The sequence below is a fragment of the Streptomyces sp. Ag109_O5-1 genome, from assembly GCF_003814875.1.
Classification (GTDB): domain Bacteria; phylum Actinomycetota; class Actinomycetes; order Streptomycetales; family Streptomycetaceae; genus Streptomyces; species Streptomyces sasae.
Window position 1 is genome coordinate 10,756,529 of the sequence record NZ_RKQF01000001.1, and the last position, 25,874, is coordinate 10,782,402.

Annotated in this window: 20 protein-coding genes and 1 pseudogene; 7 read left to right on the forward strand and 14 right to left on the reverse strand. The window is 71.5% G+C overall.

Annotated features, from left to right (window positions below; translation table 11 throughout):
* Position 1 precedes the first annotated feature (1 nt).
* From EDD90_RS48975 to EDD90_RS48995, 5 genes are all read right to left on the reverse strand, one after another.
* Positions 2–1,132, reverse strand: a complete 1,131-nt coding sequence (locus tag EDD90_RS48975) for an acyltransferase (protein ID WP_123979466.1) — start codon at positions 1,130–1,132, stop codon at positions 2–4.
* Between the two features lie 301 nt (positions 1,133–1,433).
* On the reverse strand, positions 1,434–1,910 hold the full coding sequence (locus EDD90_RS48980; RefSeq protein ID WP_123979467.1) for a hypothetical protein: 477 nt from the start codon (positions 1,908–1,910) through the stop codon (positions 1,434–1,436).
* Positions 1,894–2,385, reverse strand: a complete 492-nt coding sequence (locus tag EDD90_RS48985) for an RNA polymerase sigma factor (protein WP_123979468.1) — start codon at positions 2,383–2,385, stop codon at positions 1,894–1,896. The genes EDD90_RS48980 and EDD90_RS48985 overlap by 17 nt, the downstream gene beginning before the upstream one ends.
* 85 nt (positions 2,386–2,470) lie before the next feature.
* On the reverse strand, positions 2,471–3,091 hold the full coding sequence (locus EDD90_RS48990; RefSeq protein WP_123979469.1) for a class F sortase: 621 nt from the start codon (positions 3,089–3,091) through the stop codon (positions 2,471–2,473).
* The gene (locus tag EDD90_RS48995; RefSeq protein WP_123979470.1) at positions 3,088–3,462 is read right to left on the reverse strand and encodes a Tat pathway signal sequence domain protein; all 375 of its coding nucleotides are present in this window, start codon (positions 3,460–3,462) and stop codon (positions 3,088–3,090) included. The genes EDD90_RS48990 and EDD90_RS48995 overlap by 4 nt, the downstream gene beginning before the upstream one ends.
* Positions 3,463–3,683: 221 nt before the next feature.
* On the opposite strand from EDD90_RS48995, the gene EDD90_RS49000 reads away from it, so the two are divergent.
* The 5 genes from EDD90_RS49000 (at position 3,684) to EDD90_RS49020 (ending at position 10,984) form a co-directional block, all read left to right on the forward strand.
* The gene (locus EDD90_RS49000) at positions 3,684–4,121 is read left to right on the forward strand and encodes a Fur family transcriptional regulator (protein WP_123979471.1); all 438 of its coding nucleotides are present in this window, start codon (positions 3,684–3,686) and stop codon (positions 4,119–4,121) included.
* Between the two features lie 96 nt (positions 4,122–4,217).
* Complete coding sequence (gene katG, locus EDD90_RS49005; protein ID WP_123979472.1) at positions 4,218–6,407, forward strand: catalase/peroxidase HPI; 2,190 nt, start codon at positions 4,218–4,220, stop codon at positions 6,405–6,407.
* A 271-nt stretch (positions 6,408–6,678) separates the two neighbouring features.
* Positions 6,679–8,388, forward strand: a complete 1,710-nt coding sequence (locus EDD90_RS49010) for a histidinol-phosphatase (protein WP_123979473.1) — start codon at positions 6,679–6,681, stop codon at positions 8,386–8,388.
* Entirely contained in the window at positions 8,385–8,984 is a 600-nt protein-coding gene (locus tag EDD90_RS49015; RefSeq protein ID WP_123979474.1) for a hypothetical protein, read from the forward strand. The genes EDD90_RS49010 and EDD90_RS49015 overlap by 4 nt, the downstream gene beginning before the upstream one ends.
* Before the next feature lie 161 nt (positions 8,985–9,145).
* Positions 9,146–10,984: a M1 family aminopeptidase gene (locus tag EDD90_RS49020; protein WP_123979475.1), complete on the forward strand. Its 1,839-nt coding sequence runs from the start codon at positions 9,146–9,148 to the stop codon at positions 10,982–10,984.
* A 14-nt stretch (positions 10,985–10,998) separates the two neighbouring features.
* Here EDD90_RS49020 and EDD90_RS49025 read toward each other — a convergent pair whose 3' ends face one another.
* The 8 genes and pseudogenes from EDD90_RS49025 to EDD90_RS49060 all read right to left on the reverse strand — a co-directional run bounded on the left by EDD90_RS49025 (position 10,999) and on the right by EDD90_RS49060 (position 20,561).
* On the reverse strand, positions 10,999–11,307 hold the full coding sequence (locus tag EDD90_RS49025) for a hypothetical protein (RefSeq protein WP_123979476.1): 309 nt from the start codon (positions 11,305–11,307) through the stop codon (positions 10,999–11,001).
* 380 nt (positions 11,308–11,687) lie between these two features.
* Positions 11,688–12,389: a transcriptional regulator gene (locus EDD90_RS49030; RefSeq protein WP_123979477.1), complete on the reverse strand. Its 702-nt coding sequence runs from the start codon at positions 12,387–12,389 to the stop codon at positions 11,688–11,690.
* Positions 12,390–12,567: 178 nt separating this feature from the next.
* Positions 12,568–12,849, reverse strand: a pseudogene (locus EDD90_RS58035) (pyridoxamine 5'-phosphate oxidase family protein); the annotation flags it as partial.
* Positions 12,850–12,906: 57 nt separating this feature from the next.
* Positions 12,907–14,781 (reverse strand): O-aminophenol oxidase PhsA, encoded by a 1,875-nt coding sequence (gene phsA / locus EDD90_RS49040; protein WP_123979479.1) that lies wholly within the window; start codon positions 14,779–14,781, stop codon positions 12,907–12,909.
* 159 nt (positions 14,782–14,940) lie between these two features.
* On the reverse strand, positions 14,941–15,921 hold the full coding sequence (locus tag EDD90_RS49045; protein ID WP_123979480.1) for a LysR family transcriptional regulator: 981 nt from the start codon (positions 15,919–15,921) through the stop codon (positions 14,941–14,943).
* 173 nt (positions 15,922–16,094) lie between these two features.
* Complete coding sequence (locus EDD90_RS49050; protein ID WP_185149492.1) at positions 16,095–17,927, reverse strand: phospholipase C; 1,833 nt, start codon at positions 17,925–17,927, stop codon at positions 16,095–16,097.
* A 186-nt stretch (positions 17,928–18,113) separates the two neighbouring features.
* Positions 18,114–19,349, reverse strand: a complete 1,236-nt coding sequence (gene efeB / locus EDD90_RS49055) for an iron uptake transporter deferrochelatase/peroxidase subunit (protein WP_123979481.1) — start codon at positions 19,347–19,349, stop codon at positions 18,114–18,116.
* A gap of 15 nt (positions 19,350–19,364) precedes the next feature.
* On the reverse strand, positions 19,365–20,561 hold the full coding sequence (locus tag EDD90_RS49060) for an EfeM/EfeO family lipoprotein (RefSeq protein ID WP_123979483.1): 1,197 nt from the start codon (positions 20,559–20,561) through the stop codon (positions 19,365–19,367).
* A 235-nt stretch (positions 20,562–20,796) separates the two neighbouring features.
* Between EDD90_RS49060 and EDD90_RS49070 the strand changes: the two genes are divergently transcribed.
* Entirely contained in the window at positions 20,797–23,064 is a 2,268-nt protein-coding gene (locus tag EDD90_RS49070; RefSeq protein WP_260328569.1) for a SpoIIE family protein phosphatase, read from the forward strand.
* 17 nt (positions 23,065–23,081) lie between these two features.
* On the opposite strand, the gene EDD90_RS49075 is transcribed toward EDD90_RS49070, so the two are convergent.
* Entirely contained in the window at positions 23,082–24,131 is a 1,050-nt protein-coding gene (locus EDD90_RS49075; protein WP_123979485.1) for an amidohydrolase family protein, read from the reverse strand.
* Between the two features lie 146 nt (positions 24,132–24,277).
* Here EDD90_RS49075 and EDD90_RS49080 point away from each other — a divergent pair, with 146 nt between their 5' ends.
* Entirely contained in the window at positions 24,278–25,873 is a 1,596-nt protein-coding gene (locus EDD90_RS49080) for a bifunctional 3-(3-hydroxy-phenyl)propionate/3-hydroxycinnamic acid hydroxylase (RefSeq protein WP_123979487.1), read from the forward strand.
* The last annotated feature ends 1 nt before the right edge of the window (position 25,874 follow it).

Below are 25,874 nucleotides of genomic sequence, written 5' to 3' on the forward strand. Positions count from 1 at the left end.
GTCAGGCCGCCGCCTTCTTCTCCCGTGCCGGATACCGCAGCAACAGGCGTCGCGCGGGCCGCTCCACGCCCTCGTAGAGGAGCCAGGAAAGGCCCAGCGACACGGCGAAGGCGACGGCGGCGGCGGCCGCGCCGGTGACCAGGTCGAAGCGCGGACGGGTGCCGAGCAGATGGGTGCCCGTCCGCAGCACCAGCAGATGGACCATGTAGAACGCGAACGACAGTTCGCCCAGGCGTACCAGCCACCGGCGGCGCCACAGCGAGGGCAGGCCGCGCAGGTCGGCCTGGGCCGCCGCCGGGATGAGCAGCGCGAAGCCCGTGATGGTGCAGGCGGTGGCCGCGTAGCCGTCGGTGTCGACCTGTGGGACCAGGAAGTAGCCGATGACCGCCAGCGCGAGCGAGGCCTCCAGGCCGGGGCCGCGCCAGCGGCCGAGCAGCACCAGCCGGGCGGTGGCCGCGCCGAGCACGAACTCGGGCAGCCGGGCGGCCGGGAAGGAGCTGATCGGCTGGTCCCACCACTGATGGCTGTCCGTCCAGGCCAGCGCCAGCACGGCCAGCAGGGACAGCGCGGCCAGCGCCGTGGCGCCCCGCCCGCCGAGGCGGCGCAGCAGCAGCGCCAGCAGCGGGAAGGCGGCGTAGAAGAAGGCCTCGCAGGCGAGCGACCAGCTGACCGGGTCGAGTGTCTGCCACCACGGGCGCCACCAGGAGTGCACCAGGAAGACGTCGGCGAGGCCCTGGAGGAGGGTCGGCCTCGGCTGGCGGGGCAGCGTGAGCATCATGACCAGCGCGATGCCGACGGTCACCAGATGCACCGGGTAGACCCGGGCGACCCGCCGCCACCAGAAGCGCGGTGCCCGGTCGCCCGGCCGCGCGGACCACATCAGCACGAACCCGGAGAGCACGAAGAAGAACGACACCCCTGAGGCACCGGCCTCGAATCCCCAGTCCATGAGCCGGCCGCCGGTGCCGCCGAAATAGCGGAAGTTGTGCACGTGCAGCCCGAAGACCAGCACCGCGGCCATCCATCTGAGCCCGGTGAGGGACGGCAGCGAGGGGGCCGGGGCGGCCGGCCGGGGACGGGAGGGTGGCGCGGCGGCCGAAGCGGTGGAAAGGGCCTTGGTCGCCGTCGTCATCGAGTCACCTGCCGGAGGGTTGGCGCATGGAGCATGAAACGGAGCGTTGCCCGTTCCGCATGTTTCATTCCGGCCCCGTACGAAACATCACACCAACGCCGAGGAGCGGCCTCGGCCATACGGGCCGCAGCGGCCGGACGGGCGAGTGCGACCCTACCCGGACGGCCGACACGGTCCGTGGTCCCCGCAGCACCCTGCGCACCCGGGTGTGACGCCCCGGCCCGTGCCTTTGGGCGGTGGACGGTATGCCGAAACACGGCGGCACGAACGGATGACTCGTCCGGTACGGAGTTGACGCCCGCTACCGGGCGGACGGTGTGGCGGCGGCGCTCGCCCGGTCCTCGGACGGTGTGGCACGGACCGCCGACGGGGGCGACGACGGGGCCATCGACCGGGGCGACGACGTGCCACGCGTGGGCGCCTGTGAGGTGTCGCTCCTCGTGGGCGCGGCGCTCGGACTCGGACTGGCGGGCGCCGGAGACGTCGAGGGGCGGTGCGGTGCGGCGGGGCTGGAGGCCGGCGGTGCGAGAGGGACCCGCGGGGTCGTCGGCGCCGTCGGCCCCGCCAGGAGCAGGGGCAGTGCCACGAGGGCGGCGACGGCGCAGGTCACCCCGGCTCCGGCGGCGGCGCGGACCAGCCGGCGGCGACTCGCGGCACGGCGGATCTCCTGGTAGCGGCCCGGCGGCGGGCCGAGATGAGCGGTGGGCGGTCGCAGGATGACCGCGAGGGGATCGTCCGGGCCGTCGAACTCCGGCTCGTCGTCAAAGCGTGTGGTCAAGGCTTCTCCTCAGATGGCCGCGGAGCAGTTCTCGGGCCGCGTGCAGATCGGCCTTGACGGTTCCTTCCTTGCGCCCGGTCAGCTCGGACACCTCCCGGATCGGCATGTCGGCGTAGTAGTGCAGCAGGATCGGCACCCGCAGCCGCTCGGGCAGCGACTGCACCAGCAGCCGTACCGAGGGGTCCGTCTGCTCGGTGTGCGGGCGGGTCGCGGCCTCCGAACCGACGCGGCGCACGGCCCGGCGCTCACGCTCCAGCTTGCGCCAGTGGTCCCGGACGATATTCGCCGCGGTGACATAGAGAAAGCCGCGCGGCTCCTCCACCGACGTCCACCGGGCCCACAGCCGGGTGAACGCCTCGGAGGCGATCTCGTGCGCCGTCTCGTCGTCGTCGACCAGACGGCGGCACCAGCCGGCCAGGCGGGGATACAGGGCGGCGAACAGCTCGGACGCCGCCTTGTCACGGGACCGTTTCAACGTTCTCCATGGTCGAAGGGGTTCGCCCGGGAGGACGCGGGACCGACGGCGTACGTTCCACCGGTCCCGCGCCCGTTCCGGCGGGTCAGGATGTGGTGCCGGTCAGCGCGGCGAAGACGATCACGTTGTCGAGGTAGCCGTGGCCGCTGCGCGGGCCGCCGCAGGTGATCAGCCGCAGCTCCGGGCGGTCCACGTTCCCGTACACGTCCTTCGTCGGGAACTCGGCCTTGGCGACCGTACGCACCTCGCCGACGGTGAACACCGCCGACGTGCCGTTCTCCAGACGCGTCACGACCTCCTCGCCGCGGCGCAGCTCCGCGAGACGGCGGAAGACGCCGTCCCCGTAGGTGCCGACCGTGACATGGCCGAGGATCACCGACGGGCCGACCTGCCCCGGTGTGGGGGAGTAGCGGTACCAACCCGCCCGGTCGTGCGCGGTGATCGGCGGCACCTGAACCGTGCCGTCGGCCGCGAGGCCCAGCGCCAGCAGCGGGGTGTCGACCCCGATCGCCGGGATGCGCAGCCGGACCGGTACGGAGCGGCCGAGCGCGGTGGGCGTCGCGGACGTGGCGGACGCGGTGGACGGCGAGGCCGACTGCTTCCGGGGGGCCGCCGTGGCCGTCCGGTGCGGTGCCTCGCCGCCGCAGCCCGCGAGCAGCGAGGCCGTCGCGGCGGTGACGAAGGCGCGCCTGGAGAGCGAGGTCATTCCCCGGTCGCCCGGCGGCGGACGGTGAACAGCACCGCGCCCGCGGCGAGCGCGACGGCCGCCGCGCCGCCGCCGACCAGCGCGCCCTCGGATCCGGAGCCCGACGACGACTCCGTCACCCCGGTGTCGGGCGCCCCCGCGGGCACGGCCGCGACCTGGCCCCGCTGCCGTGCCGGCGCCGGGGTCGCCACCCGGGTGGGCGCGGCGGACGGTACGGCGGACGGTTCCTCGGAGGGGACGGCGGACGGCGCCGCGGACGCGACGACGGTGGGGACCGGGCTCGGAGCGGTGCCGTCGGCGAACGCGGGCACGGTGCCGCCGAGCACGGCGGTGCAGGCGAGTGCCGTGGCGCTCAGGACAGTTCGGCGCATGGGGCGCATGAAGACGCTCTCTTTCGTCGGCCCGCCGTGGTCGGGGCGGGCTGGGTTGCGAATCGAGCGGAGAGACGAGCCGGCCCCGCGGCAGGTTGTAAAGAGATGGCAAAGCTGTACGGCGGTGGGAGGCCGGAGGGATGGGGGTTGTCCGGATCTGGGCCAAACTTGAACTGCTTGTTTTCTTGAATCACTCGTGTTTTTGAGGATAGGTTGGCGCCATGACCGCATCCCAGCCCCCGACGACCGCCGAAGAGCTGCGCGGTGCCGGCCTGCGGGTGACGGCCGCCCGTGTCGCGCTGCTGGAGACCGTCCGCCACGGCGACCACCTCGACGTCGAGACGATCGCCTCGGGTGTCCGCGAGCGGGTGGGCCACATATCGCTTCAAGCCGTGTACGACGCGCTGTACGCGCTCACCACGGCAGGACTCATACGCCGTATCGAACCGGCCGGCAGCCCCGCCAGGTTCGAGGGACGCGTCGGCGACAACCACCACCACGTCCTGTGCCGGTCGTGCGGTGCCGTCGCCGACGTCGACTGTGCGGTCGGCGAGGTTCCTTGCCTGACCGCATCGGACGCCCACGGCTTCGTGATCGACGAGGCCGAGGTCATCTACTGGGGTCTGTGCCCCGCCTGTACCACCGTCAGCAGTTCCTGAGTACGCAGTTCCCGAGTACGCAGTTCCTGAAGGCGTAGTTCATGAATACGCAGTTCCTGAGTACCTTGATCCGCCCATTCCGGAAGGATTTCCCCCATGTCTGAGACCCAGGAGAACGCCGCGGGCCAGTGCCCGGTCGCGCACGACCGCGCCCCGCACCCCACGCAGGGCGGCGGCAACCGCCAGTGGTGGCCCGAGGGGCTCAACCTGAAGATCCTTGCCAAGAACCCCGCCGTCGCGAACCCGCTCGGTGAGGGCTTCGACTACGCCGAGGCGTTCCAGGCCCTCGACCTCGCGGCCGTGAAACGGGACATCGCCGAGGTGCTCACCACCTCGCAGGACTGGTGGCCGGCCGACTTCGGCAACTACGGCCCGCTGATGATCCGCATGGCCTGGCACAGTGCGGGCACCTACCGCATCTCCGACGGCCGCGGTGGCGCCGGTGCGGGCCAGCAGCGCTTCGCCCCGCTCAACAGCTGGCCGGACAACGGCAACCTGGACAAGGCGCGCCGTCTGCTGTGGCCGGTCAAGAAGAAGTACGGCCAGGCCATCTCCTGGGCCGACCTCATGATCCTCACCGGCAACGTGGCCCTGGAGTCGATGGGCTTCGAGACCTTCGGCTTCGGCGGCGGCCGCGAGGACGTCTGGGAGCCGGAGGACGACGTCTACTGGGGCCCCGAGAAGGTCTGGCTCGACGACCAGCGCTACACCGGCGACCGTGACCTGGAGAACCCGCTGGGCGCCGTCCAGATGGGCCTGATCTACGTCAACCCGGAGGGCCCCAACGGCAACCCGGACCCGATCGCCGCGGCCCGCGACATCCGCGAGACGTTCCGCCGGATGGCGATGAACGACGAGGAGACCGTCGCCCTCATCGCCGGTGGCCACACCTTCGGCAAGACCCACGGCGCCGGCCCCGCGGAGAACGTGGGCGCCGAGCCCGAGGGTGCGCCGATCGAGCAGCAGGGCCTGGGCTGGAAGAGCACCTACGGCAGCGGCAAGGCCGGCGACGCGATCACCAGCGGCCTGGAGGTCACCTGGACCACCAAGCCGACCCAGTGGAGCAACGATTTCTTCGGCATCCTCTTCGGCTACGAGTGGGAGCTGACCGAGTCTCCGGCCGGCGCCAAGCAGTGGGTGGCCAAGGACGCCGAGGCGATCATCCCCGACGCGCACGATGCGTCGAAGAAGAAGCTCCCGACGATGCTCACCACCGACCTGTCGCTGCGCTTCGACCCGATCTACGAGCCCATCTCCCGCCGGTTCCACGAGAACCCGGAGGTCTTCGCGGACGCCTTCGCCCGCGCCTGGTACAAGCTGACCCACCGTGACATGGGCCCGAAGTCCCTCTACCTCGGCCCGGAGGTCCCGGCGGAGACGCTGATCTGGCAGGACCCGCTGCCCGAGGCCGAGGGCGAGGTCATCGACGCCGCCGACGTCACGGCCCTCAAGGCCAAGCTCCTCGACTCCGGCCTCACGGTCTCGCAGCTGGTCTCCACCGCCTGGGCGTCGGCCTCGACGTACCGCGGCAGCGACAAGCGCGGCGGTGCCAACGGCGCCCGGATCCGCCTGGAGCCGCAGCGCGGCTGGGAGGCCAACGACCCCGACCAGCTCGCCCAGGTCCTGCGCGTCCTGGAGAGCGTCCAGCGGGAGTTCAACACCGGTGCCAAGAAGGTCTCCCTGGCCGACCTGATCGTCCTCGGCGGTGCCGCCGCGGTGGAGAAGGCCGCCAAGGACGCCGGTGTCGACGTCGAGGTGCCCTTCACCCCGGGCCGTGTCGACGCGACCGACGAGCACACGGACGCCGAGTCCTTCGCGGCCCTGGAGCCGACCTCGGACGGCTTCCGCAACTACCTCGGCAAGGGCAACCGCCTGCCCGCCGAGTACCTGCTGCTCGACCGCGCCAACCTGCTCGGCCTGAGCGCCCCCGAGCTGACCGTCCTGGTCGGCGGTCTGCGCGTCCTCGGTGCCAACCAGGGCGGTTCGAAGCACGGTGTCCTCACCGAGACCCCGGGCGTGCTGACCAACGACTTCTTCGTCAACCTGCTCGACATGGGCACGACCTGGAAGTCGACCTCCGAGGACCAGTCCACCTTCGAGGGCCGCGACGCGAGCGGCGCCGTGAAGTGGACCGGCACCCGTGCCGACCTGGTCTTCGGCTCCAACTCCGAGCTGCGTGCGGTGGCCGAGGTCTACGCGAGTGACGACGCCAAGGAGAAGTTCGTGAAGGACTTCGTCGCCGCCTGGACGAAGGTCGCCGACGCGGACCGGTTCGACCTGGTCTGAGCCGTCCGGCCCGGCTGACACAGCGAGCCCGACAGCGCGAGCCCGGCGCAGGACGCCCGGGCCGGCCCTCACCGGCCGGCCCGGGCGTCCGTGCGTGTACGGGGGCTTTGCTTTGCGGGTGCGGGCTTTACGGTCCAACTGCCCGTAGTTTGCTGCACATCGGCGGTTCTTTACCCCACCATGACCTCGACTCCCGCTGTTCATATGGCCTTCGCAGACTCTGCACGTCCTGACCCACCCCTCGTCCAGGCCGCCAGCGGGAGATCCGAGCATGAGTCACGGTCACAGACACGATCACGGTCACCACCACCATCACCACCACACGGACGGCGCCGACGCCTCGTCGCTGCCGCCCGCCCTCGATCTGTCCGTCCCCGACGAGGAGCTGACGCCCGGTCAGCTCTCCCGGCGTTCGATGCTGCGCCGCACCGGCCTGCTCGGCGCGGGCCTCGCCGCCGGCAGCGTCCTCGGCGGCGCCGGCCAGGCCGCGGCGGCCACCTCCGCCTCGCTTTCCCACGGCGGCGGCCGGTCCGCCGGCTACCTGTGGCTGGCCGGCGACCACCACATCCACACCCAGCACAGCTCCGACGCCAAGTACCGGGTCATCGACCACGTCCGGCAGGGCAACGCGCACGGCCTGGACTGGATGGTCATCACCGACCACGGCAGTGAGACCCACGCCAAGATCGGTGTCGAGAAGGTCAACCCGGACATCGTCGCGGCCCGCGACCAGATCGACGACACGCTGGTCTTCCAGGGCCTGGAGTGGAACATCCCGGCCGCCGAGCACGGCACCGTCTTCGTCCACCCCGGCAAGAACGAGGTCGCCGTCCTCAAGGAGTTCGAGACCTCCTTCGACGGCTCGGTCAAGGGCGCCTCCGCGAGCACCCCCGCCAACGAGGCGCTGGCCATCTCCGGCCTCAACTTCCTCGCCGAGCAGGTCCAGCGCCGCAAGGTCAAGGACGCGCTGTTCCTCGCCAACCACCCGGCGCGCAAGGGCATCGACTCCCCGCACGAGATCCGCGCCTGGCGCGACGCCCAGCCGTCGATCGCCGTCGGTATGGAGGGCGCCCCCGGCCACCAGGCGGGCGGCCTGCCCAAGCCGAACGGTCCCGGCTCCGCGCGCGGCATCTACGACAACAGCCCGAGCGCCGACTCCTTCGCCGGCTACCCCCTGGAGAGCTACCGCACCTGGGGCGGCTTCGACTGGATGACCGCCACTGTCGGCGGCCTGTGGGACAGCCTGCTCGCCGAGGGCAAGCCCTGGTGGATCACGGCCAACTCCGACTCCCACAACGTGTACGCCGACACCGCCGTGCGCGGCCCGAACAGCGACTTCAACGCCAACGGCCGCTACGACGACCCGGTCTACGGCGGTGCCATCAGCCTCACCGACACCGACTTCTGGCCCGGCCAGTACTCCCGCACCCACGTCGGTTCCGCCTCGTTCTCGTACCAGGCGGTCATGGACGGCATCCGGGCCGGCCGCGTCTGGGTCGACCACGGCGGCCTGATCAGCGGCCTCAACGCCCAGCTCCGCTCCGGCTACCGGGCCGTGACCCTCGGTGACGTGCTGCACGTCCGCAAGGGCAGCCAGGTCGACCTCGTCATCGAGATCAGTCTTGCGAACGGCCCCAACTGGGCCCAGTTCGTGCCCACCCTGGCCCGTGTCGACGTCATCCAGGGCGATGTCACCGGAGCGGTCTCCGACAAGGACACCTTCGCCACGCCCGCCACCAAGGTCGTGAAGTCCTTCGAGGTCAACAAGTCCACCGGCACGGTCCGGCTGAGCTACTCCCTCGGCCGCCTCGACAAGCCGGCCTACGTCCGGCTGCGCGGCACCGACGGCAACCGCTCGGCGGTCGGCATCAACGGTGCCGCCGTGGACCCGGCGGGCCCGGCCATCGACGTCCTCGGCGACGCGGACCCGTGGAAGGACCTCTGGTTCTACTCCAACCCGATGTGGGTCCTGCCCGCATGAGCACACCGCACGACCCGTCCGGCGTCCGCTCCGTCATCGGGGTGGACGCCGGTACGGTGACCCTGCGGGAGGCCGATCACCTCATCCACGAGCTGCTGGGACAACTGGCGCTCACCGACGATGTGTTCGCCTGCACCCACCTCCACCGCACCGACGACCGCCGGGGTACGGCGGTGTCGCTCGGCGTCCCGGACCCGGACGCGGTGTGGCGGGAGCTGCCGGCCAGGCTGCCGGAGGGCACCGGCCTCGTCCTGGCCGACCGCGTCCACGGCCCGGACGACGCGGTGGCCGCCGCCCGCCGGGCGGCGCTCGCGCCCCCCACCTCCGGCCGCGCGGTGGTCTACCCCGGCGTGGCACACCTGACCGGCACGGTCACCGTCGCGGACCTGCTCGACCGCACCGCCATCGAGCGCCTGGTCGTGCTCGGTGCCCCGGCCGCCGAACTCCCGGCCGACGCCGAGGTGCTGACCCAGAACCACGTACGCCCGGAGTGGCGCGACGGCACCCTCACCCTCGCCCTGGTCCCGGCGGCGGGCGGCCTGCTGGCTCCCTTCGAGGTCCCCGATCCGACTCCGTGCTGCGCGGACCACAGCTGACGCGCGGGTAATCCCTTAGTGACATGGCCTGGTCAAATCTGTCAGGCTTCCGACTCGCACCACTTCGTAGCGCGTGACCCGTGACCGCTCCCCGGCGCACCCCAGCCGGGCGGGCGGTCTCCGAGCAGGCCGGAATCCCGGCCGGCGTAAAGGAGTTTCGTGTGAGATCGACCCCCCACAAGGCCTTCGTGACCATCGCGTCGGCCATCGCGGCACTCACCGCGGCCCTGCTCCCCGGAAGTACGGCGTCGGCCGCCGACCAGGCGGCCTGCACCCCGTCCCAGCTGATCACCAACGGCGGCTTCGAGAGCGGCACTTCACCCTGGACGCAGTCGTCGACCAGTGTGATCACCAGCCGCTCCGGCCAGTCCGCCCACGGTGGCACCAGCTTCGCCTGGCTGGACGGCACCGGCGCCACCCACACCGACACGCTCTCGCAGAGCGTGACCATCCCGTCCGGGTGCTCGGCCACCCTGACCTTCTGGATGCACATCGACACCGCCGAGACGACCAGCTCGACGGCGTACGACAAGCTCACCGCGAAGATCGGCAGCACCACGCTGGCGACCTACTCCAACCTCGACAAGAACACCGGCTTCGTCCAGAAGTCGTTCGACGTCTCGGCGTTCGCCGGGCAGACGGTGACCGTCGCCTTCACCGGCACCGAGGACTCCAGCCTCCAGACGAGCTTCGTCCTGGACGACCTCGCCCTGGACACCTCGGCCGCCACCACCCCGGGCGACACCACCCGCACCCCGGCGTCGCCCTCGTACACCGTCAGCCTGACCAGCAACTCCAGCGGCACCGGCTGGACCGGACACGAGAGCGTGAGCTTCACCAACGCCTCCGCGACCGCGCTCAGCGAGGTCTACCTCAGGCTGTGGGACAACTACCACGGCACCTGCTCGGCCCCGCCGATCACGGTCAGCAACGTCACGGGCGGCACCGCGGGCGCGCTCTCGGTCGCCTGCACCGCGCTGGAGGTCGCCCTGCCGACACCGCTGGCCCAGGGCCAGAGCACCACGATCGGCTTCGACCTGGGCATCACCGTCCCCAGCGGCGCCGACCGCTTCGGCTACGACGGCGCCTTCAGCATGATCGGCAACGCCCTGCCCGTCCTCGCGGTCCGGGACGGCTCCGGCTGGCACCTGGACCCGTACACCAACAACGGCGAGTCCTTCTACTCCCTCGCCGCCGACTTCAAGGTGACCCTGGACCACCCCACCAGCCTCCTGGTCCCGGCGACCGGCACCTCGGTCGACACCCCCGGGACCAGCGGCCGTACCGTCACCACCGCGACGGCCTCCAAGGTCCGTGACTTCGCCTGGGCGGCCGGGCCGTTCAGCAAGATCTCCGGCACCTCCCCCGGCGGCGTCCCGATCAACATCTACTCCGTCTCGGGCATCAGCTCCTCCAGCGCCCAGTCGATGCTCACCACCGCCAAGTCGGCCGTCGACGCGCACGCCGGCCGCTTCGGGGCCTACCCCTACGGCGAGTTGGACGCGGTCATCGACAACAACTTCTGGTTCGGCGGCATGGAGTACCCGGGCTTCGTCCTCGACCTCGTCAGCACCACCGCGCTCACCCACGAGATCGGCCACCAGTGGTGGTACGGCATCGTCGGCGACGACGAGTACAACAGCCCGTGGCTGGACGAGGCGTTCACCGACTACGCCACCGACCTCGCGCAGGGACTGTCCGGCACCAACTGCTGGAACAGCGTGTCCTGGGCGTCGTCGGCGGAGAAGATCACCAACTCGATGGCGTACTGGGACGCCCACTCCTCCCGCTACTCCACCGTCGTCTACGGCTACGGCAAGTGCGCCCTGCACGACCTGCGCCGCCTCATCGGCGACACCGCCATGACCAACCTCCTGAAGAGCTACGCCAGTTCGCACTGGTACGGGGTCTCGACCACCGCCGAGTTCAAGGCGGCGGCCCAGGCGGCCACCAGCACGGACCTGACGTCGTTCTGGACCACCCACCGCATCGAGGGCTGACCGAAAGGGTTCCATCATTCGGGCGTGGGACGGCCGCTGGTCAGGGCCGTCCCGCGCCCGTCCATGTCCGGCTGACGGGAGATGCTTCCCCAACGGGCAGGAGTGGAGGAACGGGGGTTGTTCCCGAACCGGGCGTACACCGCCGCGTGGCCGAGCGCACCGAGCAGCAGCCTCGGGGCGTCGTCGACAGCGAGGGGCCGCCGGGACATGCCGAACAGATTGAGGAACAGCACCCCGTCGGGAAACCCCGCCCGCGCCGCGTGCGTGGCGCGGATGGCGAACGTGGTCTTCCCCAGCCCGGCTGAGCCGGTGATCAGCCCCACCACTGCGGCCCCGGGCGCGGGTTCGCCGTGCCCGAGACCCTTGATCCAGGCCAGTTCGGCAGCGCGACCGGTGAAGTCGTCGACAGACAGGGGGAGTTAGAGGAGTTGCCTACGGGCGTCGTACGACAGGGAGAGCGCGTCCGCGACGGCGGTCACCGTGCGGTGCTGGGGACCCTTGCTCCGGCCGCGCTCGATGTCCGACAGGGTCGGGGCACGACTCCCGAGGCCTGGGCGAGCTGCTCCAGGGTCAGCCGGGCCGTACGGCGATGGTGCCGCAGCAACTGCGCGAAGGCCGGACGCTCGTCGATCGGCCTGCTCCTACTCGGCCATATGGGTACTTGGACGCTCCTGGCGAAACGGCCCGATCCGGCCCGCTCGCTCTAGGAGTTGGAGGGGGTCTCGTCGCGCAGCCTGCCGATGTGGTTGTAGACGGACGCGCGCGACATCCCCAGTCGGCCGGCCAGCATCGGCACCGCCCGACGAAGCTGGAAGACCCCGCGCTCGTCGAGGGTCTTGAACACCGACAGCCATTCGGCGGTGGCGAGCTGGGTCAGGGGCTTGCCCAGTTGTGCCTCGACCTCGGCGAGCACCGACTCGATGACGGTCTCCGCGTCACTGCCGAAGGTGACGGGCTGCGGTTCCGAGGCGGTCGCCTCGCCGCTGTCGCCTATGACCTCGCTCAGCAGCATCGACGACATCCGCAGCTGCGTCACGTCCAGGTTGATGCAGAGCGCGCCCGTCACCGTGCCGTCGGCGAGGCGCAGCAGCATCGTCGACGACTTCATGACCCGGCCGTCGGGCAGGCGTGTCACGTAGTTGAGCTTGTCCGCGGCCGCCTCTGCCTGTCGTAGCAGCGACAGCCCGATCGCGCTCATCGGGGAGCCCACCTTGCGGTGCGTCACGTCGCCGGCGACCGCGACCACCGAGTGGTCCCCGCGCCGGAAGTCATGCAGGACGACCTCGCAGATCCGGCCGAACGTCGCCTGGATCCCGGTGACCAGCGGCAGGGCGGTGGCCAGCACCCGGTCGGCCTCCGCGTCGTTCTCGGCGGACCGGGAGCCGGGGCCGGTTTCGCTGTCCATCGTGTTCCTCTGCCTCGACGACGCCGTCGTCCCCACGATAACGGTCGCCTTCGACGTGCTCCGTGCCCGAGGGAGGCGTCAGGTGTCGTGCTCGATGATGTGGTCCGCCCGGACGGTGACGACGAGCCGGGGGTTGGTCGCGGTCTCCTGCCAGGGGCGGGCGGCGGCCCGCGTACCGGTACGGGTTGTCGTGGGCGATGATCAGTACGCTGGCACGCGGATCACGCATCAGGTTGAGGTGCTTGACGCGGCCCTCGACCGTGGAGAAGGCGATTCCGTCCTCGGTGGCCGTCACCCAGATCACGCTCTGCTGGGGCGGACCGCCCTCCCGGTCGTGGCCCCCGTTGCGAAATTCGGTCCGGAGGCCAGTTGCCCTGCCAGCTCGGTGAGCCGAGGCATGCCGTGCGGTCCCTTCAGGGCGGGCGCGCTCAGGACGAGGCCGGTGACAGACCTCTGACATGGGGAAAGCCGGAGTCTGTCACCGTCCACGGCCCGAGGGCTCGGACCGCGTCCCGGGTCAGCCGGTGTGCCCCTCACCGTGGCCGTCGTGCGCCGCGCCGTGGTCGAACTTCATCGCCTCCTCGGGCATCACGACGAAGGGCCGCATCATGCCCATGTCCTCGTGTTCGAGGAGATGGCAGTGGTACATGAACCGGCCGTACGCGCCGTCGAACCTGCCCATCACCCGCAGGACCTGACCGCCCGGCACCCGGAAGACGTCCTTGTACCCCAGCTCGTTCGGAGCCAGGGGGAGCTGTGTCGCCGCGTCGAAGGAGATCGGCTTGACCGTGCCGCCCACCGCCGGGTCGAAGCCGGAGACGTCGTAGGCGTCGCGGCCCAGCAGCTGGAAGTCGGCCAGATGGATGTGCATCGGGTGGGTGATCGGCGCGAGGTTGAGGAAGCTCCACTGCTCGTAGGAGCCCTCGGCGATGGTGAAGCCCAGGGCGTCGTTGAAGGTCCGGGAGGTGCTCCGGTACGTCTTCGTCGTGCCGTCGGCTCCGGTGAGCTGGATGACACCCTCGGCGGGGACCTGGACGGAGCCGGGGTCGGTGACCTCGGTCATCTCCCAGATCTCCGGGTGTCCGCCGGCGCCCTTGGTGGCGGGCGGGGTGAGCACGATCAGCCGGTGACCGTGCGGGATGTCGTGCGTGAGCCGGCGGAAGGAGCCGGAGAGCACCTCGGGCAGCTCGAAGGCGTCCGTCCCGCCGTCGCAGTCGACCCGGAACTCCATGACCGCCGGGTAGCGCACGTCACCCGCGGGGTCGGGCACCCCCGGCGCCTGGTTGCGGCCCTTGTTGACCAGCCGGAGCTTCTTCCCCCCGAGGCCCCGGAAGTCGACGAGCAGGTCGAACCGCTCGGCCGGGGCCACGGTCAGCGTCGGCAGCGCGCCGTCGAAGTCGACCGGGACTGGCCGGGGCAGCAGTCCGCCGTCGCTGCCGATCTGGTGCATGACGCCGGGGACCGGGTTGCCGTCCTCGTCGACCAGGACGAGTTCGAAGATACGCGCGTTGGACGCGTTGACGAGCCGGAAGCGGTACCAGGCGTCGGTCACCTCCGCGTACGGCCAGATACGGCCGTTGACCGTCGTGTACGGCCCGGTGAACGGGATGGAGACCGGCTTGCCCGTCTCCGGGTTCTGCTGCTGGACGACCACTGTCTTGTGCAGCAGCCGTCCGTTGAGCCGGCCGTCCTCGTCGGTGTCCAGGTTGCGGTCGGCGAGCAGCAGCGGGATCTCCCGCTCCCCGCACGGCAGGCCGAGCGCGTCCTCCTCGTCGTCACGGACGAGGTAGGTGCCGTACAGGCCCGTGTGCACGTTCCACCGGGTGATGTTCATGGCGTGGTCGTGGTACCACCATTGCACCGCCTGGTGGTCGTTCGGGTACTCCGAGAGCTGGGCGTCGCCGAAGCCGACGGCGTTGTCCGCCCAGCCGTCGTTGCCCCCGCCGGTCTGGGCTCCGTGCAGGTGGGTCACCGTCCAGGCGGGCAGGGCGGCGACGTCCTTGTCCGGCTCGACGCCCTCGCGGCCCGGTTCGGTGCTCGCCTGCGGACGGCCGTCCGTGCGCAGCGGCACCTCCACCGAAGTGACCGGATACTCACTGCCCTTGGGGATCCGGTTGGTCCAGGCGATCCGCACGCGCTGCCCGCGGCGCACCTCGACGGTCGGGCCCGGCACCTGCCCGTCGTACCCCCACATCAGGGTCGGCGGGAGCTGCGGGTGCACACGCACCCAGGTCGGGCGCAGGGCGATCTGTGTCTCGCGCAGCACGTCGCCGGTGCCGAGTCGCAGCACGGGCGGGACGGGCAACGGCGTGACGTACGGCGCCAGTTCCTCCGGAGCCGGTGCCGCTTGCTCCGCGCCGCTCCCGGTGATCCTCTCGATGATGTCGGTCAAGGTACGAACACCCCCGTGTGTTCTGTGGTCCTGTTCCTTCACCCCACAGGACTCCTGACGCATCGCCGAAGTTCCATGAATGCCCCGTTCCGCCCGAAAGGGTGAAAACATTCCGGCCATGCCGTACGCGGAGTTCCCGCGCTCTGCTCCGCCGCCGGTTCAGGAGGCCGCGGACAGCTTCCGGAGCACCCGCTGCCCGTCCTCGGTGCTCTCCTGGCCGAACGGATCGCAGGCGTCGCCCAGGGAGGCCGCGACCCTGCGTACGGTCTCGCGCAGCCAGCGGTGCGCTGGGTCGGCGTGCCGGTTGTGGTGCCAGTACATGGCCTCGACCAGCGGTACCTCCGGGAACGGGGTCGGCACGGCGACGCAGCGCGCGAAGCCGGCGTAGTGGCGGGCCAGCAGCTCGGGCACCAGCGCCACCAGGTCCGTGCCGCCGACCAGGAACGGCAGCGTCGCGAAGCCGGGCGCGCTCACCTGTACGTGCGGTGTGACGCCGAGGGTCTCCAGCTGCCGGTCGGCGTGCGTGAGCTGCTTGCCGAAGGCGGAGGCGGCGTGCGGCATCTCGGCCAGGTCGCGCAGGGTGAGCCGGCCCTTGGCCAGGCGCGGGTTGCCGGGGTCGACGATGCACACGAACCGGTCGCGCATCACGGCCTCGCTGACCCCGGGCAGATGGAAACCGAGCGGCACGATCGTCAGGTCGTGGCAGCGCAGGTTCGACTCCGACTCCGGCCGGCCGGGGACGAGCGGGAGCACGTCGAGCCGGACCCCGGGCGCCTCCTGCGTGATGGCCCGCAGCAGCGGCTCCACGAGCACCGTCATGACGTAGTCGGACATCACGACGGAGAACTGCTGCTCGCTGTCCGCGGGGTCGAAGCGGCGCGTGAGCGACAGTGCCTCCTCGGCCCTGTGGAGGCACGCCTGGATGACCGGGAGCAGCTGTTCGGCGAGTGCCGTGAGTTCGTAGTCACGGCCCACACGCACCAGCAGATCGTCCTTGAAATGCCTCCGCAGCCGGGCGAGGGAGCCGCTCATCGCGGACTGGCTGATGGACAGGCGACTGCCGGCGTGTGTGACGTTCTTTTCCTCCAGGAGCGCTTCCAGCGCCACCAGGAGATTGAGGTCGATCGCGCCCAGGCCCATCCGGCGTCCCCTTCCGGCCTCGTCGTCGAGGCTGTGGTGGAACCGGAGCGTAACGAGCGTCCCGGGCCCGGAAAAGGGCCGGCGGGGAGTTTCCCGGGATCCGGCGGCGGACATGCCGCTCGGCACGGTCCGGGGAGGAGGACCGTGCCGAGCGGGTCAGACAGGGGGTGACGTCAGGCGGCGGTGCGCTGCTTGCGGCGCAGCGTCAGGTACGTGCCCGTGGCGCCGGCGGCCAGGAGGGCGGCCGTACCGAGGCTCACCGGGAGGGTGGGGAACTGGCCGGAGCCGGTGGTGGCGGCCGTGTTCACCATCGCCGGGCCCGGCGTGATCTGCGTGCTGACCGGGGCGACGTGGTGGATCGGGCCCACCGACTTGACGGAGCCGTCCGAGTTCAGCAGCACCTGCTTGTTGTTCGGGTGCCGGAAGTCGAACATGCCGGACAGCGAGCCCGCGGTGGCGTCGAAGGAGCGGTCGCCGATGCGGCCGGTGCGCCAGTTGTTCTCGACGAACTGCGTGATCGAGGCCTGGTTGGTCAGGGTGTGGTCGACCTTGTTCACCTTGCTGTACGGCGAGATGACCAGCAGCGGCTGCCGGGTGCCGGGGCCGCAGCGGTCGGCGTAGCCGCCGGACGCGGCAGGGCCGGACTGGCAGGCCGCGCTGTCCAGGGCCTTGCCGTTGGAGCCGACCGTGCTGTCCTTGGAGCCGTTGCGGGGCTTGACGTACGCGTGGTCGTACCAGCCGTCGGAGTCGTCGTAGGCGACGACGATCGCGGTGGACTTCCACTGCGGCGAGCTCTGGATGGTGTTGATCTCGTTGACCAGGAAGTGCTGCTCGTCGGTCGGGTCCGAGTAACCGGCGTGACCGTCCTGGTACTCACCGGCCTTGAGGAAGCTGACGGCCGGGAGCTTGCCCGCCTTGGCGACCGCGGTGAAGTCGGTCAGGTCGTAGTTGTGGTTCGCCTGGCCGTTGTGGCCGATCTCGTTCACGTTCTTCGGCGCCACGTGGTGCGGGTTGGCCGTCGACTTGTAGTACGAGAACGGGTTGTGGTGCGGGCTGTAGTCGACCACGGAGGCGCCGCCGACGTTGGTGTGCGTGGTGTCGCACTTGGCGTAGGAGCCGGACGTGCCGTTGTAGGCCGTGGACGGACGGAAGCCGCCCTGGAACCAACCCCAGGTCACGTGCTTGGTGTTGAGCAGGTCACCGATGTTCTTGCCCTGCAGCGCCGCCAGCGCGCTGGTGCTGGTGTGGTCCTTGTCGGAGCAGTCGTCGAAGGCCGGGTCGGGGTCGTTGATGACCGTGCCGACACCCTTGGCGTTCGGGGACGCGATGGCGTACGAGTCGGGGGTCGAGGTCTGCTTGCCGGTGACCGGGTCCACGGAGATCGCGCCGTGCGTCTGACCCGAGACCAGGTTGAGCGCACCCGGCGTGGACGGGCCGTAGACCGAGCTGTACGACTTGTCGTTGAGGGCGTAGTGCTGGGCGTAGTTCCACAGCCCCGTGACCGTGTTGCCGTCGTAGTAGTCCATTACCAGGCCGGGCTCGCCGAACAGGCCGCCGCTGCACTTGTCGACCTCGGTGTTCTGGACGAACTGGTCGGCCTTGCCGCCGTCGTAGGCGAGCTGCTCGGGCCCGTAGGAGTGGTTCTGGTCGCAGGTCATCGCCTGCGACGAGGTGAGCCGCTTGGGCAGGTACTGGTTCGGGTTCTTCGTCAGCAGCCCGGCGTGCGTGAGGGTGTCGATGTCCTTCGGCGTGTTCTTCGCCGCCGTGAACTTCGTGCCGTCGGTGTTCGCGGCCTTCGGGTAGGTCGCGAAGTAGTGGTCGAAGGAGATGTTCTCGTCGAACAGCACGACCACGTGCTTGATCGGCGTCGTGGTCGACGAGCCGCCGTGGTGCCCGGCGGGTACGGCGGCCCAGGTGGGCGCGGTGCCGCCGAGGACCGTGAGTGCGGCGGCCCCCGCGAGAGCGCCGAGGCTCCTGATCGCCGTTCGTCTTCCTGTGCTGGCCATGCTGCTTCCCCTCCGGGCATGAACGTCACTGCGTCGTACAGGCAGGGATGCTTCGCCCGCTGCCGGGCGTCGCGGCGGAGCCATGATGGCGTGCGAGTGAACACCGGGTCAGGGATGCTGGGGCAAACCTTGACTGTGTATTGACCGATTGGGCTACGGAATTGCCATGGAGTTGTTCGAACAAGCTCAGGTGAGGAGGGCGCGTCCGTACCAGTCGTTCCTGTCGGCCACACCGGGCAGGGCGTAGAAGTAGCCGCCGCCGAACGGCGAGACGTAGTCGACCAACGGCTCCCCGGCCAGCCGTTTCTGCACGGTCTCGAACTGCCGGGCCAGGTCCTGCTGGTAGCAGCTGAACAGCAGGCCCATATCGAGGTTGCCGTTGCTGTCCATGCCCCGGTCGTAGTTGTAGGCGCGGCGCAGGATCCGCTGCTCGGCGGTGGCCGTGGTACGCGGGTTGGCGAGCCGTATGTGCGCGTCCAAGGGGATGACGTCGCCCTTGGGATCGTCGGCGTAATCGGGCGTGTCGTGCTCGGCGTCGCCGTCCAGCGGAGCCCCGGACTCGCGGGAGCGCCCGAACATCCGCTCCTGCTCGCTGAGGGAGACCCGGTCCCAGAACTCCACCAGCATCCGGATCAGCCGCACCACCTGATAGCTGCCGCCGACCGCCCAGTCAGGCTCGCCGGAGTCCTTGCCGACCCACACCAGCCGGTCCATCTCGCGGGCGCTGCCGGTCTCCGGGTTGGCGGTGCCGTCCTTGAAGCCCAGCAGATTGCGCGGGGTGCCGGACGGGCGGGGCGGGCTGCTGAAGCCGTCCAGCCGCCAGCGGACCTGCATACCGCCCCGGGTGTGCCGGGCGATGTCGCGCAGGGCGTGCAGCACGGTGTCGGTGTCGTCCGCGTGGAGTTGCAGACTGAGGTCGCCGTGGCACCATTCGGGCTTGAGGTCGTCGTCGGGGAAGGCCGGCATGGTCGTGAGCCGACGGGGTCTCAGCCTGCTGAGCCCGTACCGGTCGTCGAAGAGCGAGGCGCCGACGCCGACGGTCACCGCCAGCGCCCCGGACGGCAGTTGCCCGCCGAGGACGCCCGAGTCGGCGGGCGGGGCGGTGATGCCGACCGGGTCGGGGATGCCGCCCGAGGTCAGGAAGCGGGCGCGCTCGGTGAGCGTGTGCAGCAGATCGGTCAGTTCGGTCCGGCTGTCGGCGGTGACGTCGAGGGAGGCGAACACGGTCGTGCGCCGCGGGGTCGCGATCGCGGACTGCTGGCGGGGGCCGTGGAAGGGCGCGACGGCAGGTGTGCCCGTGGTGGTGCCGGCGGCGGTGTCCGCGCTGCCGGGGGCGGCCGCACCTCCGGCGGCCAGCCCCGCACCCGCGAGGGCCGCACCGCGCAGGAAACCGCGCCGGCCCACTCCGCCGGTCTTCTCCATGTCACTCACCGTTGCTCACACCGTCCTCCGCGGATCGCACAGGGTCGCCACCGCCGCCAGCCGCTCCACCAGGTCGTCGAGAACCGCGTCGACGTTCTCGCGCTGCCGGTGGCCGATCCGGTCCAGCGGGGTCCAGGTGCCGTCGTGCTCGAAGCCGTCCAACGTCTTCCCGGCCCGGTCCAGTTCGTTCTCCAGGCCGGACAGGCCGGCGTACCGGGTGGCCAGCAGCGGATGCAGCCGGGACATGACCTCCACCGTGCCGTCCAGGTTGGCGCGGGCGGTGGCGAGGTTGCTGCCGCTGCCGTAGTCGGTGCGGCCGGTCAGCTCGAACTGCACCGTGTTCTCCAGGATCTCGTGCGCCCGCAGCCCCAACTGGGCGGGATCCATCCGGGTCTGCGCCCAGTCGTCGCGCAGCGCGGTGACCGCCTTCAGCAGACCGGCCGCCGGGCCGCGCAGGCCGCCGGCGGACTCGCCGTGCCACAGCCCGTACTCGATACGATGGAACCCGGTGAAGTCCTTGTCGTGCACCCCGTCGGACAGCCCCGCGTCGGTGCCGTTGATCGCTCCGTCCGCGTCGCCGAAGGCGTCGTACGCCGCGCCCATCCGCTCGTACTGCAGGTGCGCGGGCAGCCAGGCGGTGCGGGCGGCGGCGAGGTCGCCGCGGTCGATCGCGTCCCGCAGCGCCGTCGTCAGCCGTACGACGTCGGACAGACCGCTGCCGATCCACTTCTGGTAGGCGAGCGCCGGCGGGATGAGGTCGTGCTCGGTGACCGGGGCGGCGGCCGGACCGCTGCGCCCCTTGCTGATGCGGACCGTGGGCCCGGTGACCGCGTCGGCGTCGTCGGGCACGCACTTGAACGCGAACGCGCCCTTGCCGAGACGGACCGTCAGCTCCCGGGTGGTACCCGGACCGATGTCCTCCACCTCGCCGTAGACGGCCTGGCTCGTCGGATCCTCCAGGAACACCTCGGCGGCGCCGTCGGTCGGGTTGTGCAGGTCGAAGACCTGGACACCGGGCGTCGGCGCGTTCCACCCCCTGCCGCAGCGGCTGGGGGACACCTCCACGGTGGTGTGCCGCGGCCCGGCCGACTCGGCGTGTGCGGGGCGTGAGTCATGGGTGAGCGCCAGGACTCCGGCAACCAGGCATACGACGACGACTCCGACGACCGTCCAGGGACGCAACGACCTCCAGCTGAGGCCGGACAACACCATCCCGAGCTCCCGGGTTCGTACCGTTCGTGATCGCCTCATGTTAGGCAGCCCTTCGTTCTCGAACGGCCGTCCAGGGAAACCCATGACCAAGAGTTCCCTGCCGGTTCACCGGACGTGCAGCGGAGGTGACCGGTGATCGCGCGCTGCTGTGAGCGGGCATCCCGCTCGGCCGTGCCGCGCCCGAGGGCCCGTCGTCCCGGTGAGCCGGGCGCGCGACCGGCGTACCGTCGTGTGTGTGGCGCCCGGCAGTCTCCTGTCCCGTGCGGCCCGTGAGCTCGGCTTGCGCGCCCACGAGGTGATCGCCGACGTGGACCGGCGCCTGCGGCGTGAGCTTCCCGAACTGTGGGAGGACCCGAGCGTGGCCCGGCTCGCCTCCGAGAACATCTCCGAGCACGTCGCCGCCGCCCTGTACGGCCTGGAGCACGCCGTGGACCCCGGCCGCATCGTGCAACCGCCCGCCGACGCGGACCGTGCCCGCCAGCTGGCCCGGCACGGCACGCCGCTCAGCTCGATGCTGCGCGCCTTCCGGCTGGGCGAGGAGATCGTCATCGACTGGCTGCTCGCCGAGCTGCCCCGGCTCAGCGACGATCCCCAGGAGGTCAGCGCGGCGGCCCGCAGGCTGAACGCGGTGTCCACCGTCTACGTGGACCGCACGTCGGAGCGGGGCGTCGCGGTGTTCCAGGAGGAGCGGGACCGGCGGCTGCGCTGGCGGACGGCGATCGTCAACGAGGCGGGCATGCGCATCGGGACCACCCTCGACATCGTCCGCACCACCCAGGAACTGGCCGACCTGGCCACCGAGCGGTTCGCCGACTGCGTCACCGTCGACCTCCTGGATCCCCTGCTCCACGGCCGGGACGCCATGGGCGAGGGCCCGTTCGTACTCCGCCGGGTCGCCCTGGCAGCGGTGGACGGGACGGGTCCGGGGGCGGTGGGGCAGGCACATACCGGGAGTGGTCCGGGGGCGGCGCAGAAGCTGCGGACCGGAAGCGGTCCCGGGGCGGTCGAGGAGCCGCCCGCCGGAACCGGTCCGGGGGCGGTGGGGGAGCCGCACACCTGGAGCGGCTCCGGTGCGGCGCAGCAGGACCTTCACACCTGCCCCGACGGATCGTTCCCGGCGTTCGCGCTGGCCACCGGTCGGCCCGCCCGGCACCACAGCGACGGGCCCCTGGACGCCGGGGAGGTCCACTCCACCCTGACGGTGCCGTTGCGTGCCCGGGGGACCACGCTCGGCGTCGCCGAGTTCGTGCGCTACCGCAACCCCCTCCGCTTCGACGACGAGGATCTGCTCCTGGCCCAGGAGATCGCGGCCAGGGCGGCCGTCGCCGTGGACAACGCCCGCCGCTACACACACGCCCGCGCCACCGCCCTCGCACTGCAGCGCAGCCTCCTCCCGCGGCACGCGCCCCGGCAGTCGGCCGTCGAGGTCGCCTACCGGTATCTGCCGGCCGGCCCCGAGGCCGGGGTGGGCGGCGACTGGTACGACGTGATCCCGCTGTCCGGGGCCCGGGTGGCGCTCGTGGTGGGTGACGTCGTCGGCCACGGCATCCACGCCGCCGCCACCATGGGCCGGCTGCGGACCGCCGTACGCACCCTGGCCGACATCGACCTGCCGCCCGACGAGCTCCTCACGCATCTGGACGATGTCGTCCTGCGGCTGTCCGCCGAGGCCGCCGCCGACCCGGACGCCGAGGCCGACGAGGCGGACTACATCGGCGCCACCTGCCTGTACGCGGTCTACGACCCGGTCTCCCGCTGCTGCACCCTGGCCCGCGCCGGTCATGTGCCGCCCGCCGTGGTGATCCGCGACGGGGAGGCGGACCTCCTGGAGCTGCCGCCAGGCCCGCCCCTCGGCCTCGGCGGCCTGCCCTTCGAGACGGTGGAGGTCGGCCTGCCCGAGGGCAGCCTCGTCGCCCTCTACACGGACGGCCTGCTCGAGGCCCGCGACCACGACGTCGACGTGGGCCTCACCACCCTGCGGGAGCTGCTCGCGCAGCCCGCGCCCTCCCTGGACGCGGTCTGCGACACCGTGCTCGACGCACTGCTGACCGGGCATCCCGACGACGACATCGCCCTGCTCCTCGCCCGCACGCACGGCCTCGGGGCCGACCGGGTCGCCACCTGGGAGCTGGAGGCCGACCCCGCCGTCGTCGCCCGGGCCCGCTCGGACGTCTCCCGGCAGCTGAGCGACTGGGGGCTCGCGGACTTGGACTTCACCGCCGAGCTGGTGGTCAGCGAACTGGTCACCAACGCCATCCGCTACGGCACGGCCCCGATCACCCTGTGCCTCATCCACGACCGCACGCTGCTGTGCGAGGTCTCCGACGCCAGCAGCACCACTCCGCACATGCGCCGGGCGCGGGGGTTCGACGAGGGCGGACGAGGTCTGCTGCTGGTCGCCCAGCTCGCCGACCGGTGGGGCACCCGGCACGCCCGGCACGGCAAGACGGTCTGGGCCGAGCTCGGCGAATCCGCCGCGGTCCCGGCAGCGGCCTTCGGCTAGCCGGGTCGGGCGCGACCTCAGTCGGGTCCGGGCTGTACGAGCTTGAAGAAGAGGCGGGCGGCGGCGCGTTGCGCGGACCGGCGCAGGCGTACCGGAAGCGGTCGGGCCGCGGCGGGCGCGGGGGCGCTGCCGGCCAGGCGGGGGAAGAGGGCTTCGGCGTTGCCGCGGTCGATCGCCGCGAGGGTGCCGGGGCCGACGCCGCTGTCGAGTCCGTTCGCGAAGTACTGGCCCGCGGCGGTGGGCGCGAACGGCCAGTCGCTGCCGAACAGGACGTGTCCGGGGCGGGCGAACGCGAACAGCGTGGGCAGGGCGGCGGGGCTGGAGGAGAGCGCGGTGTCGAAGTGGAAGCCGCGGAGGTCGTCGAGGATGTCGAGGGGGCTGCGTCCGGTGTCGGCGGCGATGGCGACCGCCATGCGGTGGGAGGCGTACGGGACGAAGCCGCCGGCGTGGCTGAGGACGAACCGGATGTTCGGGTACCGGCGTACGACCCCGTTGCGGACGAGCAGGTAGGCGGCGCGGGTGGTGTCGAGGAGGAAGTCGGCGGCGAAGGGCGGGATGCCTTCGACCGCGGGGGCCGGCAGTTCGGCCGGGTGGACGAAGGCGACGGCGTGGTGCTCGTCCAGGACCCGCCACAGGGCGTCCCGGCCGCCGGTGCCGAGGTAGCCGCCGTCGCTGTTGGCGAGCAGGGTCACGCCGTCGGCGCCGAGCTCGGTCAGGGCCCGCTCGGCCTCCTGGGCGGAGGCGGCGGCGTCGGGCATGGGCAGGGTGGCGAACCAGCCGAAGCGGCCCGGGTGGAGGGCGGGGAGCGCGGCGGCGAAGTCGTTGAGGCGCCGGGCCAGTCCGGCGGCTTCGCCGGGGTCGGCGAGGAAGGCGGTGCCGGGGGTGGAGACGGACAGGATCGCGGTCTCGGTGCCCAGCAGGTTCATGAGCTCCAGAGCCGCCTCGGGGCTCCACTCGGGCAGGGCGCGGCCGCCCGCTTCGGTGATGCCGGACCTGGCGAGGGCGTCCCGGTAGAAGCCCGGGACGAGGTGCTGGTGGACATCGATCCGGCGGGGTGACGTGGTCATGGGGCTGGCCCTCGGCTTTCTCGGTACCGGCGACCGCCGCGACGGCCCTTGACCGTCCCTTACGGCGTGCTTACCGTAGCGTTCATTCCAATTGGAGTGGACGCTACAGCAAAGAGCCGTGACAGGAACGACAGCGAGGTGGCTTGGTGACCGGGATCAGCTCCGAGAACAGGGCCCACGACAACGCCTACGACGTGGCGGTGATCGGCTACGGGCCCACAGGGGTGACCGCGGCGAACCTGCTGGGTGCGACGGGCCTCAGGGTCGTCGTGCTGGAGCGGGACGCCGAGGTCTACTCCCGGGCCCGGGCGATCTCCACGGACGAGGAGGTCATCCGGATCTGGCAGCGCATCGGCCTGGCCGACCGGCTGAAGCAGGACATGCTCGCCGAGCGCCCGCTCGACTTCGTCGACGCCCGGGGCCGTACCTTCCTCAGCGCCTCCCCGACATCCCGCGGCCACGGTCATCCGCCGCAGATGTTCATCTACCAGCCCGCGCTGGAGAAGGTCCTCCGCGAGGGCGTCGACCGCTACCCGAACGTGGAAGTCCTGCTGCGCCACGAGTGCCTGAGACTGCGTCAGGACGCCGAGGGCGTGGAGCTGACGGTGGCCGGGACCGCCGACGACTCGGTACGGCGGCTGCGCGCGGCCTACGTCGTCGCGGCCGACGGCGGCTCCAGCCTCACCCGCGCCCAGCTCAACGTGGGCTACGAGGGGCGGACGTACGAGGACCGCTGGGTCGTCGTCGACACCGAGATGCTGAAGCCGTGGCCGGACCACGACCGGCTGCGGTTCCGCTGCGACCCCGCCCGACCGGCCGTGGACTGCCCGACCCCGCTGGGACATCACCGCTGGGAGTTCCCGATCCTGCCCGGCGACGACGAGAAGCACCTGACCACCGACGACGCGATCCACACGATGGTCTCCCGGTACGGCATCGGCCGGGACCGGATCAGGATCCTGCGCGCCACCGTCTACAGCCACCATGTCCGCTTCGCCGCCCGTTTCCGGGCGGGCAGGGTCTTCCTCGCCGGGGACGCGGCGCACGCGATGCCGCCGTGGATCGGCCAGGGCATGGCCGCCGGCGTGCGGGACGCGGCGAACCTGTGCTGGAAACTCGCCGCCGTGCTGCGCGGCGAACTGCCCGAGACGGTCCTCGACTCCTACGAGGCCGAACGCAAGCCGCACGTCAAGGAGGTCACCCGGCGGGCCGTGTTCGTCGGCCGGATCATCACCGAACGCCGGCTCCCGGTGGCCCGCGTCCGGGACACCGCGCTCCGCGCGCTCCGCCCGCTGTCGGGCCTCACCTCCCGGCTGACGGACTCCCACTGGATCCCGGCCGCGTCCTACGCCGAGGGCCTCCAGGCCCACCCCCGCACCAAGGCCTCCGGACACCAGATCCCACAGCCCTGGGTCACCGCACCCGACGGCACCCGGGCCCGCCTGGACGACGTCCTCGCCGGCCGCTGGCTGCTGCTGCACGGCGGCCCGCCCGCCTCGCAGCCCGCGTGGGAGCGGGCGGGAGTCCCGTCACTCGCCGTCCTGCCCGCGGGCTCGCAGCCGGCCGACGGCGCCGTCGTCGACAGCGACGGCGTGCTGCTGGCCTGGCTTGCCGGGCACCGTGCCACCACCGTCGCGCTGCGCCCGGACGCCTACGTCTACGCGGCCGCGCCCGCCGGCGCCCCGCTCCCGCCGCCCCCGGCCGGGTTCGCAGCCGTACCGACCACCGCCGCCGCACGTTAGG